This is a genomic window from Mannheimia varigena (genome assembly GCF_013377235.1).
GTDB classification, from domain to species: domain Bacteria; phylum Pseudomonadota; class Gammaproteobacteria; order Enterobacterales; family Pasteurellaceae; genus Mannheimia; species Mannheimia varigena.
Genome location: NZ_CP016226.1, coordinates 1769899 through 1783678, shown reverse-complemented (window position 1 = coordinate 1783678; position 13780 = coordinate 1769899). Strand labels below are relative to the sequence as shown.

Annotated in this window: 11 protein-coding genes; 1 reads left to right on the top strand and 10 read right to left on the bottom strand. The window is 43.3% G+C overall.

All coding sequences use genetic code 11. From position 1 onward, the window contains the following. Window positions 1–28: 28 nt before the first annotated feature. From A6B40_RS08340 to rlmKL, 8 genes are all read right to left on the bottom strand, one after another. Window positions 29–2167 carry a TonB-dependent siderophore receptor gene (locus A6B40_RS08340; RefSeq protein WP_176672118.1) on the bottom strand — a complete coding sequence of 713 codons (2139 nt, stop codon included), beginning with the start codon at window positions 2165–2167 and terminating at the stop codon, window positions 29–31. Window positions 2168–2253: 86 nt separating this feature from the next. Next, window positions 2254–4224, bottom strand: coding sequence for a Fe(3+)-hydroxamate ABC transporter permease FhuB (gene fhuB, locus A6B40_RS08335; RefSeq protein WP_176672117.1), 1971 nt, complete (start codon window positions 4222–4224; stop codon window positions 2254–2256). Then, entirely contained in the window at window positions 4218–5099 is an 882-nt protein-coding gene (locus A6B40_RS08330) for an iron-siderophore ABC transporter substrate-binding protein (protein ID WP_418887710.1), read from the bottom strand. Before A6B40_RS08330 ends, fhuB begins: the two co-directional genes overlap by 7 nt. Before the next feature lie 11 nt (window positions 5100–5110). Then, window positions 5111–5875, bottom strand: a complete 765-nt coding sequence (locus tag A6B40_RS08325) for an ABC transporter ATP-binding protein (RefSeq protein ID WP_025342997.1) — start codon at window positions 5873–5875, stop codon at window positions 5111–5113. Window positions 5876–5998: 123 nt separating this feature from the next. Next, window positions 5999–7141 (bottom strand): N-acetylglucosamine-6-phosphate deacetylase, encoded by a 1143-nt coding sequence (gene nagA, locus A6B40_RS08320; protein WP_176672115.1) that lies wholly within the window; start codon window positions 7139–7141, stop codon window positions 5999–6001. 76 nt (window positions 7142–7217) lie between these two features. Further along, the gene (nagB, locus tag A6B40_RS08315; RefSeq protein WP_025216647.1) at window positions 7218–8012 is read right to left on the bottom strand and encodes a glucosamine-6-phosphate deaminase; all 795 of its coding nucleotides are present in this window, start codon (window positions 8010–8012) and stop codon (window positions 7218–7220) included. A 169-nt stretch (window positions 8013–8181) separates the two neighbouring features. Beyond that, window positions 8182–8661, bottom strand: a complete 480-nt coding sequence (gene trmL, locus A6B40_RS08310) for a tRNA (uridine(34)/cytosine(34)/5-carboxymethylaminomethyluridine(34)-2'-O)-methyltransferase TrmL (RefSeq protein WP_025216646.1) — start codon at window positions 8659–8661, stop codon at window positions 8182–8184. 58 nt (window positions 8662–8719) lie between these two features. Beyond that, a complete protein-coding gene (rlmKL, locus tag A6B40_RS08305) occupies window positions 8720–10867 on the bottom strand; it encodes a bifunctional 23S rRNA (guanine(2069)-N(7))-methyltransferase RlmK/23S rRNA (guanine(2445)-N(2))-methyltransferase RlmL (RefSeq protein ID WP_176672114.1) in 2148 nt (715 codons plus the stop codon). A gap of 198 nt (window positions 10868–11065) precedes the next feature. On the opposite strand from rlmKL, the gene narL reads away from it, so the two are divergent. Then, window positions 11066–11695, top strand: coding sequence for a two-component system response regulator NarL (narL, locus tag A6B40_RS08300; RefSeq protein WP_176672113.1), 630 nt, complete (start codon window positions 11066–11068; stop codon window positions 11693–11695). A 44-nt stretch (window positions 11696–11739) separates the two neighbouring features. On the opposite strand, the gene A6B40_RS08295 is transcribed toward narL, so the two are convergent. Together A6B40_RS08295 and rbsK are read right to left on the bottom strand one after the other, a co-directional pair. Continuing rightward, on the bottom strand, window positions 11740–12738 hold the full coding sequence (locus tag A6B40_RS08295) for a substrate-binding domain-containing protein (protein WP_176672112.1): 999 nt from the start codon (window positions 12736–12738) through the stop codon (window positions 11740–11742). 31 nt (window positions 12739–12769) lie between these two features. After that, complete coding sequence (rbsK, locus tag A6B40_RS08290; protein WP_176672111.1) at window positions 12770–13687, bottom strand: ribokinase; 918 nt, start codon at window positions 13685–13687, stop codon at window positions 12770–12772. Window positions 13688–13780 lie beyond the last annotated feature (93 nt).

The following is a 13780-nucleotide window of genomic DNA, read 5'->3' as shown; positions in this document are numbered from 1 at the left end:
CCTGCCTTTTGATTATATGCTGTTATGATTAAAATTTATAGCTTAAAGAACCACTAATTTTACGCTCTGCACCATAGTAGCAATAGAAATCACAAGCGGCGACATAACGGCGGTTGCCTACGTTATCTACATTTACTTGTGCAATCCAGCTTGGCGTAATTGCATAGCGAGCCATTAAATCAACTACGGTTGCTGACGGTACTCGATAATGTGAGTAGTTGTTATAGAGTGATTTAGTTGCAACACTATGCCCAATATGACGGATACCTGCTCCAAGTGTTAAGCCACTTAATGCACCATTATTAAATGTATAAGCAGTTTTAGCTGATAATATATTAGTTGGAATATATTGATTTCGGTATTTTGTACCTATTGCTAAACCAGTATTATAAGTATGATCTGTTGCTACCTTTGTTTCAGACTTCGTGTAAGTATAAGCAAGCGTTGCATTCCAGTTTTCAGTTAAATTAGCATCAATCTGAACTTCCATACCTTTACGGTAAATCGGATCACCGCTAGACACAGTTACACCGCCATCTTTAGATTGTAACGCCCCAGTATCTTTTGCACGGAAACCAGCTACAGAAATCGTACCATCTAACCAAGTTGGCACATATTTCACCCCTAATTCATATTGGCGAGTGATTTGTGGATCATAGAGCTTGTTTACACCACTCACACCCAACGGCATATTGAATGATTCGCTATAGCTAAAGTATGGGTTAAGACCTAACGGTGCCTCATACATAAATGAACCAGAATAAGAGGTTACATTATATTTAGCATCTTCGGATAAATTGCCTTCTGATACATTAGAACGATCGTGACGAACACCTAAACCTAAAATATATTTATCAGCTAAACGAGCGTTATTTTGCAAATAGAAACCTAATTGACGCCCTTTAAGCATATAATGCTGAGTATCAAATTTCGTATCTTGAGCTTTCCCCCAACCTATTTGTGGATTATAAATATTTGTAGGTGAGGTAGCATAAGCATTACCATAGAGAGATGCCGTTGATCCCCAAGCCCACCCATCAGGTGAATACATTGTATCTACTCTGTTATGTCGATAATCCACACCAACAACCAATGTATTTTTCAGCCAATCATTGTTATAGTCCCAGCTTAAATGATTGTCTAATGTATGTGAAATCGCTTTACCATTGTTATATACCACTCCACGATCTATATTACCATTTGCATCAACAGTACTAAAAGGATAAGAACCACGATGGAAGTTCTGAGCATGTTGATATCTATAGCTCGAATTTAAACGTAATCCATTATCAAAGTTATGGCTGAACTCATAACCAACACTATATTGACGGTTAGTTTCAGTATCGTTTACCGGATCACCTAAATTTGTCGAGCGATCAATATAACCATTCGCCGCTGGCACTAATGTTCCATAAGCTGGGTAGAAGTTACTACTTGGCGTACCATGATCTCTTTGATAGCTGGTTAATAAGGTAAAACGTGTTTTATCGCTAATATCCCATTCAATAGTTGGGGCAACATACAACGTTTGATTATTCGTTAAATACCATTCTCCATCACGGCTTAAATAACTTCCGACAACACGATAACGCAAGCTCTCATCATTTAAAATCTTGCCTGTATAATCCGCTGCAAAACCATACTGGTTATGGCTACCAAACGTCGTTTTAAATTCGCCCTGCCCGATTTTTTCACGGTGAGCTCGTTTAGTTACATAGTTAATCAAACCACCACCATTAGCCGCACCAAAAGTCATCGAATCTGCACCTTTTGTCACCTCTACAGCTTCTAAACCGAAACTGTCTACATAAGGTGTAAAGAAACCATAGCTAAAGGTTGGCAAACCATTTACAGCTTGCGAAACTTCTGCCCCACGTACACGAAACCAGTTAGTGTTAGTATCGTTTCCAAAAATTTGATTCGCAAAACCTGCTTGGTATTTTGCGATTTCATCTAGTTTATCGACTTTTTGATCGTCTAATTGTTCACGAGTAACCGCCACCGCAGATTTAGCTTGATGAAATGGTACTTCACCCATTTTATACATTGAACCGCTTGATACTGTTACTTCATCAAGCAATGCATTCTGTTCATTAGCAATAGCACCTTGTGCTATTGCAAGTAGCACTACTTGCGAAATTGCTGTGTATGCGAATGCTTTTTTCATTTTAATTCCTTAGACAATTTATTGAGAAAATGCAAAATTTTTGGCGATTATAATAATGAATCTCATTTAAGTAAATGAAAAGAAAATTAAACTTTCCTTACCATTAGTAAAAAATAAGTGCCTCCAATCAGGGTTGCTACTAACCCCGCAGGGAGTTCATACGGGAACATAATTTGTCTGCCAAACCAGTCTGCTAACACCATAATCAAACCACCTAACAAAGCTGAAATGAATAGTTGCTGATAAGCCCTCGTTACCCCTAAAAATCTTGCAATTTGTGGCACAAGTAAACCAATAAAACTGAGTGGACCAATAATCAAGGTGGCTAACGCAGTTAATAAAGCACTAAATAAAATCAGTATCCAACGAACCTGTTTAAGGTTCAGCCCTAACGCTTGAGCAACAGGGGCTTGTAAAGATAATATTTCTAGCCAGCGGCTAAACATTAAGCTGACAAGTAATAACACAATACTTGTAATAGCAAAAGGTAATGCAAGCTCCGCACTCACACTTTGAGTCGAACCAGATGTCCATGCAATGAGTTGATTAGCTCTTGGATCACCACTGGCAATGGCAATACGTTGCAATGTATCAAAAAAGGCGGAAAGCGAAATCCCCGTCAGCAATACCTTTTCTGGCAACATACCGCTCTTTTGATTAATCAATGTAATGACAAACAACACTGCCAATGCTCCTAAAACTCCTGCTAACCAAAAATATTCAGTTTGCTGTGCAGAAAAGAGAAATAGCATCACTAAAATTCCCATTGACGTACCTGAAGATACTCCCAGTAATTCAGGGCTTGCCATTGGATTAAGAGTTAAACGTTGTAAAATCACCCCCGCTACAGCTAATAAAATGCCAACCGACAGCGCAATTAATACACGCGGGTAACGAATTTCCAGCAGTCCTTTCTCCCATTGCGTTTCTATCTTGATAAACGATAAACCGCCTTCAGCATTGCCCATAAATAACGCCAATAACACTGCTGCCATAAATCCAAATATAATGAATCCGATTACAAGCGGTGAAATTTTGCGACTATTTTGCAAATACGTTTCTTGCACTCGCCCTGTATGAGGCAAAGCTTTAAACATTAACCACAATAATAATGGCGTGCCAAGTAAAGCTGTAATTGCCCCTGTTGGTAAATTGATTCCTTTAAAATGAGCTAACAATTGTAAACATAAATCGGTAACACAAAGTAACAATGCTCCAAAACTAAAAGCAGAAATTAACTGCCCTCTTAAAGTTCTGACACCAAACTGACGAACCATTGTTGCGGCTGTTAGCCCAACAAACCCAAGCATTCCTACTGCAGATACCACTACAGCAATTAAAAATGCTGAAACCAACACCCCTATGAATCGTAACTTTCCAACTGATACTCCTAGACTTTGAGCATTATTGTCATTCAGTGATAAAATCGTTAAAGGGCGAATTAACACTGCAACTAGCACAAAAGTTGGCACAGATTGAACGATCAGCCAAAGGCTATCTCGCCAACTTTCTTGAGTAAGTGAACCAGCTCCCCATTGCGATAGCCCTCTTGCTTCCTCTGGGTAAAATAGCATCATCATTGCCGAAAATGAGCCAAAATAAAGATTAACGACTAAACCTGCTAAAATCAGCAACAATGCCGACATTGTTTTTCTCATTGCAAGACTTAATACCAACACCAAACTCAATACCGCACCAAAAAGAGCAATCACACTTGAACCCTGTTCTAACCATTGCGGAGCAAAAATCGCCGTAAGAAATAAGGAGAATTGCGAACCACTGCTGATACCAAGTGAATAATCCGAAGCTAGAGGATTAGCTAAGACTTGTTGTAATAACAAACTGGCAAAACCTAAAATTCCCCCTGCCAATAATGCCATTACTACACGAGGAAGCGTGTAGTTTTGTACTAAAAGCAGCTCTACATTTTCAGTAGCTTGAAACAACGCCCAAACACTCGTTTCACTCGGTAATTGTGCATTCAATAAAATGGCAAATAACCCACAAAAAATGACCGCTAGTAACAAGCCTAATCGTAAAATAGGTTTAGCTACCACTCTTCACCTCCATTCATTAACGCATTTGCCAGTACATCAGCAAAACGTTGAGCGGAAGGAATACCGCCAAAAGTCCAGCCTTCAGGTAAAATCAACGGTGTTTTTGCCATTTCTAAACGTTGCCAAATACTATTATATTTCAATGCTGAAGCTATATTTGTAGGATAAGGCTTAACCACTACAAATCGACTGTTTTGTGGCAAGCTGACTAATTGCGTTACGTTAATCACTTCAAAGCCCCAATTATTGTGTGAACCGCGCCAACTATTTTCAAAACCAAGCTGCGAAAGCACCGCACCAAAGGGGCTATTTTTCGCATAAATTCGTAAATGTCGTGTGTCGATAAACTGCACTAAGGCAATAGGGCGATCTAGATATGGCGCTACAAGCGGTCGAATTTGCTCAATTTTTTGCAAATAACGCTGCTTGAGTGTATTGAAGGCTTCTGGCTTTTCAATCAGCTCTGCCACTTTTTCCGATGCACTGAGAATATTTTGCCACGCATCACCCTCACGATAAAAATCTACAATATCAATCTGCTTGGTAAAGCGAGCTAACATTGGCGTAGCTTGAGCATAAAAACCACTATTAATAAAATGTAACGACTGATTCTCTTGGCTTTGGGAAAGTAACAATAACTGTTCAATATTAGGCTGTAAGCGAATGCCGAGATCTTTCACGCTTTTAGGTAAAGCAGGCTCTTTTACCCATTTTTGATAGCTATCCACATCGCCCACGGCAACAGGCGTTTCGCCTAATGCAATTAACGTTTCGGCGACTGTCCAATCCAGTGTGGCGAAACTTCTTTGCGATTCGCCGGCTAAGGTGATGTTAGTAAAAAAAAGAGAAAAAACAACCGCTTGTAATAATTTCATCAGATTAGTCATTAATAAAAACTCACTGGTCGTTTGGTTTCAGGGTGTTCAATCACATTAAGGTCGATGCCATAAATGGCTTTCAATGAGGGAGAATTCACAATTTGGTGAGAATTCCCTTCCGCTAATAATCTTCCGCTGTGTAAAGCGATGAGATGGTCGCAATAACCTGAGGCTAAATTAATATCGTGAATCACAATAATAATGCCCAAATTTAGCTCGTGGGCAAGCTTTTGCACCAACTGCATCACTTCAATTTGATGAGCTATATCAAGGGCGGCAAGCGGTTCATCAAGCAATAAAAATTGGCTTTGCTGAGCCAGCAACATTGCCAGCCAAATACGGGAACGTTCGCCGCCAGACAGCACATCCACCAGCTGATCGGCAAATTTTTCGGTGTGAGTTAGGGATAACGCTCGTTCAATGGCAGCGTTATCTTCCGCTTTATTGCGGCCAAATAAACCGTTCCACGCATAACGTCCCATTGCGATCAGCTCTCGGGCAGTGAGGTTAGTGGCCTGCGGTAAATGCTGGGGCAAATAGGCAACTTGCTTGGCAAATTCACGGTTAGACCATTCGTTTAGCTCTTTTTGATTAAAGGTAATTCTGCCCGATGAATACGGATTTTGTTTTGCCAGTAACTTGATTAAGGTGGATTTACCCGAACCATTATGCCCGATTAAGCCATAAACTTTACCTCGCTCAAATTGCAATGAAATCGGATGCAATAAACGCCGAGTTGGAATATCAAAGGTTGCATTTTCAACGCTAAACACGTTTTTTCCTTAAACGATAAATAAACTGTCCTATTCTAGTTAAAAACGATTAGCATTTAAACCACTTTTTAGGCGTGTAATAACAAAAAGGCTACACCAAGTGTAGCCTTATTAAAGAACATCTTAATTCCAATGTAATAGTCCGTTCACTGCCGTGCCTTTTACATTAAATTGATTATCGAAAATAGCTAAGTTTGCAATTTTACCTACCTCTAATGAACCGAGCGTATCATCCACACCGATTGCTTTCGCTGGGTAAAGGGTACTCATTCGGATTGCTTCATTGAGGCTAATGTCACAATGCAGAACTACGTTGCGGATCGATTCAATCATCGTAACCGCTGCTCCGCCTAAAGCACCAAACTCATCGTAACATTTGCCATCTTTTACCGTCACTTTTTTGCCGACGAAAATGAACGATTCAATATCGCTACCAGCAGCAGCTACCGCATCGCTTACGATCACTAATTTATCGCCTTTCGCTTTTTTCGCAATGCGGATATTTCCCCACTCTACGTGCAAGCCATCGCAGATAATGCCGGCGTAAATGTCGCTGTCTAGCACCGCACCAACTACGCCACCTTCACGTCCGTTGCTCACCGGCGACATCGCATTGTGCAAGTGGGTAGCGAATGATGCCCCTTCGGCAATGCGTTGTTTGGTTTCAGCGTAAGTCGCATCGGAATGCCCGATGGAGACGATGATACCCGCCTCGTTAAAATGTTTAATGTGGTTAGCAGTTGGGTTTTCCGCCGCAATAGTGACTTTGGTGATCACATCGCTGTTTTCGCAGAGAAAATCCAACATTTCAGGGCTGATTTCACGGATAAATTCCGGGCGATGTACCCCTTTTTTCGCCACACTTAAATAAGGGCCTTCAAAGTGAATCCCCAATGCTTGGTTTTTGTGTTTGGCTAAATAGTCACGCATTACCGAAACTGCCTGCTTCATCCCCTCATCAGGCGAAGTGATGAATGTCGGCAAGTAGCTGGTTGTGCCTGAACAGAGGTTGGTTTCCTGCATAATTTCTAAGGTACGAGTGGTGATTTCCTCGTTAAACATCACGCCACCGCAGCCGTTTAATTGCAGATCGATAAAACCGGCAGATAAATTCGCACCAGCTAAATCAATTTTTTCTAAATCGCTTGGTAAATTTTCTTCTAGCGTAATCTCGGCAATTTTGTCATCTTTCACCACTAAAGCGTGCTGATACAACACCTCTTCACCGGTGTAAATCACACAATTTGTTAAGGCATAATAGGTCATTTTTCGTTCCTTTTTATGGCAACAAGCGGTCGTTTTTGCAACATTTTTTGCGAAAAGAACCGCTTATAATCAAGCACTAACGTGCTACGTTTTTCTCTAACTCTTTGAAATACTTCACAGTTTTAACTTTCAGCTCTTGGGTTGCCGGCTCATCGCACACCACAATGCCACGGCGGTGTAACTGCAAGCAGCTGATTGTCCAGAGGTGGTTCACGGCACCTTCCACACACGCTTGTAATGCTAGAGCTTTATTATGACCTGTAACTAAAATCATCACTTCTTCCGCATCAAGCAATGTGCCAACGCCCACCGTTAACGCAAATTTTGGTACTTGGCTGACATCATTATCAAAGAAACGAGAGTTCGCAATGCGAGTATCTTCGGTTAAGGTTTTGATACGGGTGCGAGAAGAGAGTGAAGAAGCTGGCTCATTGAACGCAATGTGACCATCCACACCTACACCGCCCATAAAGAGGTGGATTTTGCCGTAAGAACGGATTTTTTCTTCGTAACGTTCACATTCTGCATTAACATCTTCCGCCATACCGTTCAAAATATTGATATTTTCTAACGGCACATCAACGTGATCAAAGAAGTGTTTGAACATAAAGCTATGATAACTTTCAGGGTGTTCCTTAGGTAAGCCAACGTATTCGTCCATATTAAATGTTACCACGTTTTTAAAGCTCACTTCACCCGCTTGATAGAGTTTAATTAATTCTTTATAAGTTTTTTCTGGCGTACCGCCGGTTGGCAAACCAAGCACGAACGGTTTTTCTTTAGTCGGTTTGAACGCATTAATGCGATCAACAATATAACGAGCTGCCCAAACACTAACATCGTGATCCGTTTCTAATGGAATTAAACGCATAATATCTCCTTAAAATATAAATATTGAATGAATTGCTTCATTTTTTATGATTTTAATGAAATATAACTTCAAATTCTATTTTTTATGCTGTTTTTGTGATCTGGATCACATAAAATTTAAGCAGTCGGATTTTTGCAAAAATCTGCAAATTTCCGACCGCTTGTTATGCTTAAATCGACTGTGGCGATACGGCATTTTGGTAGCCGAACTGCCGCCACGCTTCGTACACCACCACCGCAACGGAATTGGATAAATTCATACTGCGGCTGTCTTTGCACATTGGAATGCGGATTTTCTGCGACATCGGCATTTCCGCCAACAATGGCTTTGGAATACCCCGGCTTTCTGGCCCAAACATTAAGAAATCGCCCAACTCATATTTCACATCGCTATGATTTTGTTCGCCTCGGGTGGTGAGGGCGAACAGGCGTTTCGGCTTGGCTCGTTCCAAAAAATCCTCAAAGTTTTTGTATTTTTGAATATCGACAAACTCGTGATAATCCAGCCCTGAGCGGCGGAGTTTTTTGTCGTCCCAAGCGAAACCGAACGGCTCAATCATATGCAGACGAAAGCCACAGTTGGCACAAAGGCGGATAATGTTTCCGCTGTTTTGCGGAATTTCAGGTTCGTATAAAACAATATCTAACATTTTACACTCCAGTTGAAAACGTAGGGGCAAATTGCAATTTGCCCCTACCTCGTAACGATTATATATGCTTCACAATCCAACAATTATGAATCTGCGGATTGCGTTCAAAATCAAGCGGTAGGGTTTTGTGCGAGATATTTTCTGCCGTCAAGCCGAGTTCCGCCAAGCCGTCAAAATCCATTTTGAAACCCCGTTTGTTGTTCGAGAACACGATGGTGCCATCTGCGGTTAAAATGCGTTTGAGCTGCGTCATCAGCTTGATGTGATCTCGTTGCACGTCCCAGCTGTCTTCCATTCGTTTGGAGTTAGAAAACGTTGGCGGATCCACGAAAATCAGCTCAAAACGCTCCCGACATTCCGCCAGCCATTGCAAACAATCAGCTTGGAACAAGCGATTATTACGTAGTGGTAAATTGTTCAGTTCCAAATTCTGCTCCGCCCAGTTCAAATAGGTGTTCGACATATCCACCGTGGTGGTCGATTTCGCCCCATTGAGTGCAGCGTGAATGGTTGCCGAGCCGGTGTAGGCAAACAGGTTCAAGAACGTTTTGCCTTTCGCCATTTCGCCCACCATTTTACGGGTTAGGCGGTGGTCGAGGAACAAGCCGGTGTCCAGATAATCGGTCAAGTTTACCCAGAGTTTCGCCCCATATTCATTGACGTAGAAATAGTCGCCTTTGTTCGCCAATTTTTCGTACTGATTCGTGCCTTTCTGTTTTTGGCGAACTTTCAGCACCAATTTGTTGGTTTCCACGCCGGTTACATAAAGCGTGGCAGAAACCGCATCCAGCAAGCGTTGGCGAGCTTTTTGCTCATCAATATTTTTCGGGGCTTGGTACTCTTGCACCACGATGTTATCACCGTATCTGTCCACCGCCAAATTATATTCCGGCAAGTCGGCATCGTATAAACGGTAGGCATCAATGCCCTGCTGCTTCGCCCATTTTTCGATTTTTTTGATATTTTTCGCAAGGCGGTTCGCAAAATCCGGAGCCACTTGGCTGTTTTGCTCAAATTGTAAATTTTCGTCTAAATCTGACCGCTTGTTGGCATTTTCGCTGATCAAATAATTCTTCTGCACGCAATCCAACGGGCCATTTTTCGCCTTGAACTGGCGGGCAGAGCGCAAACGCAGGCAATTTAATAATTCAGGCTCGCCGCTGAAAATCGAGGCATTCCAGCCGCCGAATTGCTGTTTTAAACGCTGCCCGAATACGGAATAGAGCGCAATTAACGCAGGTGTTGTGCCTAAACGCTCACCGTACGGTGGGTTACAAATCACTGTGCCGACTTGTTCCGGGCATGGATTTTTAAGTGCCGCCACATCACCTTGTTGCCATTGGATTAAATGATCCACGCCAGCATTTTTAGCGTTTTGTTTGGCTTTGGCAAGCACACGGTGATCGAGATCGAAGCCGTAAAACATTGGGGATTCAGGCGAATGATGATTCGCCCCTACGTTATTAAATGCTTCATCTAACACTTCACGCCATAATTCGACATTATGCCCTTTCCACGCATTAAAGCCCCAATATTTGCGGTGCAATTGCGGGGCAATATTCGCTGCCATTTGAGCTGCTTCAATCAGTAGCGTGCCTGAGCCGCACATCGGGTCAACCAACGGCGTACCTTTTTTCCAGCCGGAGCGTAGCACAATCGCTGCCGCCAAGGTTTCACGCAAAGGGGCTTTGCCGGTTTCTTCACGGTAGCCTCGAATGTGTAGAGCATCGCCGCTCAGATCAAGGGAGATCACCACATTTTCACGATCTAAATAGACGTGGATTCGTACATCTGGATTGTCTTTATCCACCGTTGGGCGAGCTGAGCCTTTGCGTTCAAAATAGTCCACAATGCCGTCTTTGACACGCATTGCCCCGAATTGGGTGTTGCGAATTTCACGGTTAGTGCCGTTAAAATCCACAAAAAAAGTATCACGAGGATCGAACAGTTCCGCCCAGTTAAAGGAAACGATGGAAGCGTATAAATCGCTGTCGCTGAAAATTTTGGTAGTGATTAACGGCAGTAAAATGCGAGAGGCTAGGCGGCTGTGTAGCAACGCTTGGTACGCCCCTTTTTGCGTAGTGGTGAAATGCACGCCGCCTTGGGCGACTTTGCATTCTGCCCCGCAAATTTGTTCCAACTCGGTTTTGAGTATTTCCTCAAAACCTCGGGCTGCGGTGGCGAAATAGGTGGTTTGGTTCGTCATATTCTTCATATTTCAAAATAAAAATTGGGGCTATTATAGCCGAACAAACGGTCTTTTTCTTGCAAAGTTTTGCAATTTCTTGATGAATTAAAAACTTAGCTAAGATCAAAAAAGAGGCATTTATTAAAATCGTAAACTTGCTATTTCGCAGTAATAATTGCAGAATTAACCGATTATGAAGAAAAAAAGGAGAAAGAAATGGCAACTCCAACAACAATTTTATTAATTGATGACCACCCGTTAATGCGTCAGGGAATGCGTCAGTTATTGGAATTAGACGATAAATTTACCGTGGTAGGCGAAGCCAGCAACGGCACAGATGGCATCAAATTGGCATTACAGCTTGAGCCGGACGTCATCATTTTAGACTTAAATATGAAGGGGCTTTCCGGATTGGATACGCTGCGTTCGTTGCGAGCGCAGGGTGTAGATGCTCGCATTATTGTGCTAACCGTTTCAGATGAGCAATCGGACGTATTTGCCTTAATGGACGCCGGAGTTGATGGCTATTTATTGAAAGATACCGACACACCGGAATTGTTAGATAACATTCGCCGAGCGGCAGCTGGTGAGGTGGTGTTAAGCGAAACGGTTCGCCAACACTTGCTCAATCGCCAGCCGGAAAATGATCCGCTAAGCTGTTTAACCGACCGAGAATTAGACGTTCTCCAGTGGATCGCAACAGGGATGTCAAATAAACAGATCGCAGCCCAGCTCTTTATTTCGGAAGAAACGGTGAAAGTGCATATCCGTAACCTGTTACGCAAGCTAAACGTGCATTCTCGTGTGGCGGCAACGGTTCTCTATTTAGAGCAACAAAAAGGCTAAATTAAGACGCATAAAAAACGCTGAATATGAAAATATTCAGCGTTTTACTTTATCTGACGAACCGAATTTCGCTGTACCAATTCAGGCTCAAGCATAATGGTTTGGAAATCGCTCGACTTCGCCCTAATCCGCTTCAACAAGGTTTCCACCGCCAATTTGCCAAGCTCTGCTTTCGGTTGGCTGATAGTAGTGAGCGGAGGAGAGAGATATTTCGCTAACTCAATATCATCGTAGCCGATAATCGAAATATCGTTCGGCACAGTTAAGCCTTTCTGCCAAACAGCTTGGTAAGCCCCAACCGCTATGGTGTCGCTGCAAGCAAACACGGCAGTCGGTTTTTCGGGCTGTTCGAGCAATTTGTTCATTCCCTCAATGCCGCTGGCGAAATCAAAATGGCTTTCGATAATCCAATTTGGATTCAGCGGAATGTTCGCTTCCGTTAAGGCTTTTTTGTAGCCTTCCAAACGGTTTTGAGCGAGGGATTTTTTGAGATTGCCCGTGATGATACCGATTTTGCGATGCCCTGCTTCAATCAAGGTTTTTGTCGCAAGATAGCCGCCAGATATTGAGTTTTCAAAGATTTTATCCGCATTTAGCTCAGTAAACCACCAGTCCACCACCACAAGCGGCAGTGGAATATTTAACTGCTCACCGCTGTTTAGCCTTGCATCGCCACACATTAACAGTAAGCCATCAACCTGCCGTTGCACCAGCATTTGCAAATGGTGCTGCAGGCGTTCAGCATCGCCATTGGTGGTGGCGATAATCAAGTTGTAATGATGCTGTTGGCAATATTGCTCCACCCCTGCCATCACTTCTGCAAAGAAAGGGTTGCTGGTGGCGGTCACCAACATGCCGATCGTTTTGGTCTCTTTCACCTTAAGGCTGCGAGCCAAAGCGGAGGGGGTATAATTCAGCTCTTGCACCACTCGCAGCACCTTTTCCCGAATTTCCTCGCTCACAAAACGGCTGCTGTTGATAACGTGGGAAACAGTGGAGGTGGACACCTTCGCCAAACGAGCAATATCTTTCATCGTTGCCATTTGCAAAATTTCCTCAAAAAGAAACCGCTTGTTACTGCTTACTCAAAAAATCTAAGGTTTCTTGACGGCTTGGAATCGAAGGCTGTGCCCCTTTTCGGGTTACGCTGATGGCTGCCGCTGCATGGGCGAAACGAATTGCCTCGCCAAACGGTTTATCTTCCAACATTGCGGTGACTAATGCTCCGTTGAAAGTGTCGCCGGCTGCCGTGGTATCCACTGCTTGCACTCGAAAGCCTGCCACGATGTTGCCCGAGCCGTTTTCACTCACAAACACGCCTTTTGAGCCAAGTGTAATCAGCACGGTTTCGATCCCTTTTTGGTGGAATACCTCTGCTGCTTGGCTAGCGGTGGCTTCATCAACCACTTTCACGCCGGTGAGAATTTCCGCTTCGGTTTCGTTCGGGGTGATCATATCCAACAAGCCTAAAAGCTCGTCCGGTAACGCTCTTGCTGGTGCTGGGTTTAACACCACTTTTGTGCCGTGCTGTTTAGCGATTTGAGCCGCTTGGATAATCGCAGGCAATGGCGTTTCTAGCTGCATTAGCAAGCAATCGGCTTCGGAAATCGCAGATTTGGTTTCAGCCACGACTGATTCGTCTAAATGTCCGTTTGCTCCGGCTGAAATCACGATACTGTTCTCGCCTGATTCCGCCACTTGGATCATCGCAATGCCGGTCATTTGGTTGTCGATGGTTTTGATTGCCCCGACATCAATGCCGTCTTGAACAAACGCCGTCTTCATCGCACGTCCAATGTCATCATTGCCGATACAGCCGATAAACGATACCTTCGCCCCAAGGCGAGCCGCCGCTACCGCTTGATTCGCCCCTTTGCCGCCGTAAGCGATGTGGTAACTATGCCCTGTGAGCGTTTCCCCCGGTTTGGCAAAATAGGGGACGGAAATCACGTGATCAGCGTTAATGCTACCGAGAACGGTGAGTTTTTTCATAGTAAGTCCTTAGTTGCCAACATTTTTGTTTACCCAGCACGGCAAAGCCGTACTGGGTTACGCATAATTCAGCCCCTCTGGGGCTGTAAAGCG

What these genes read in the sequence shown, in the direction of transcription:
- A6B40_RS08340 (WP_176672118.1), bottom strand. Translation starts at nt 2,167, where the DNA reads ATGAAAAAAGCATTCGCATACACAGCAATTTCGCAAGTAGTGCTACTT.
- A6B40_RS08330 (WP_418887710.1), bottom strand. Translation starts at nt 5,099, where the DNA reads ATGAAATTATTACAAGCGGTTGTTTTTTCTCTTTTTTTTACTAACATC.
- nagA (WP_176672115.1), bottom strand. Translation starts at nt 7,141, where the DNA reads ATGACCTATTATGCCTTAACAAATTGTGTGATTTACACCGGTGAAGAG.
- nagB (WP_025216647.1), bottom strand. Translation starts at nt 8,012, where the DNA reads ATGCGTTTAATTCCATTAGAAACGGATCACGATGTTAGTGTTTGGGCA.
- trmL (WP_025216646.1), bottom strand. Translation starts at nt 8,661, where the DNA reads ATGTTAGATATTGTTTTATACGAACCTGAAATTCCGCAAAACAGCGGA.
- rlmKL (WP_176672114.1), bottom strand. Translation starts at nt 10,867, where the DNA reads ATGACGAACCAAACCACCTATTTCGCCACCGCAGCCCGAGGTTTTGAG.
- narL (WP_176672113.1), top strand. Translation starts at nt 11,066, where the DNA reads ATGGCAACTCCAACAACAATTTTATTAATTGATGACCACCCGTTAATG.
- A6B40_RS08295 (WP_176672112.1), bottom strand. Translation starts at nt 12,738, where the DNA reads ATGGCAACGATGAAAGATATTGCTCGTTTGGCGAAGGTGTCCACCTCC.
- rbsK (WP_176672111.1), bottom strand. Translation starts at nt 13,687, where the DNA reads ATGAAAAAACTCACCGTTCTCGGTAGCATTAACGCTGATCACGTGATT.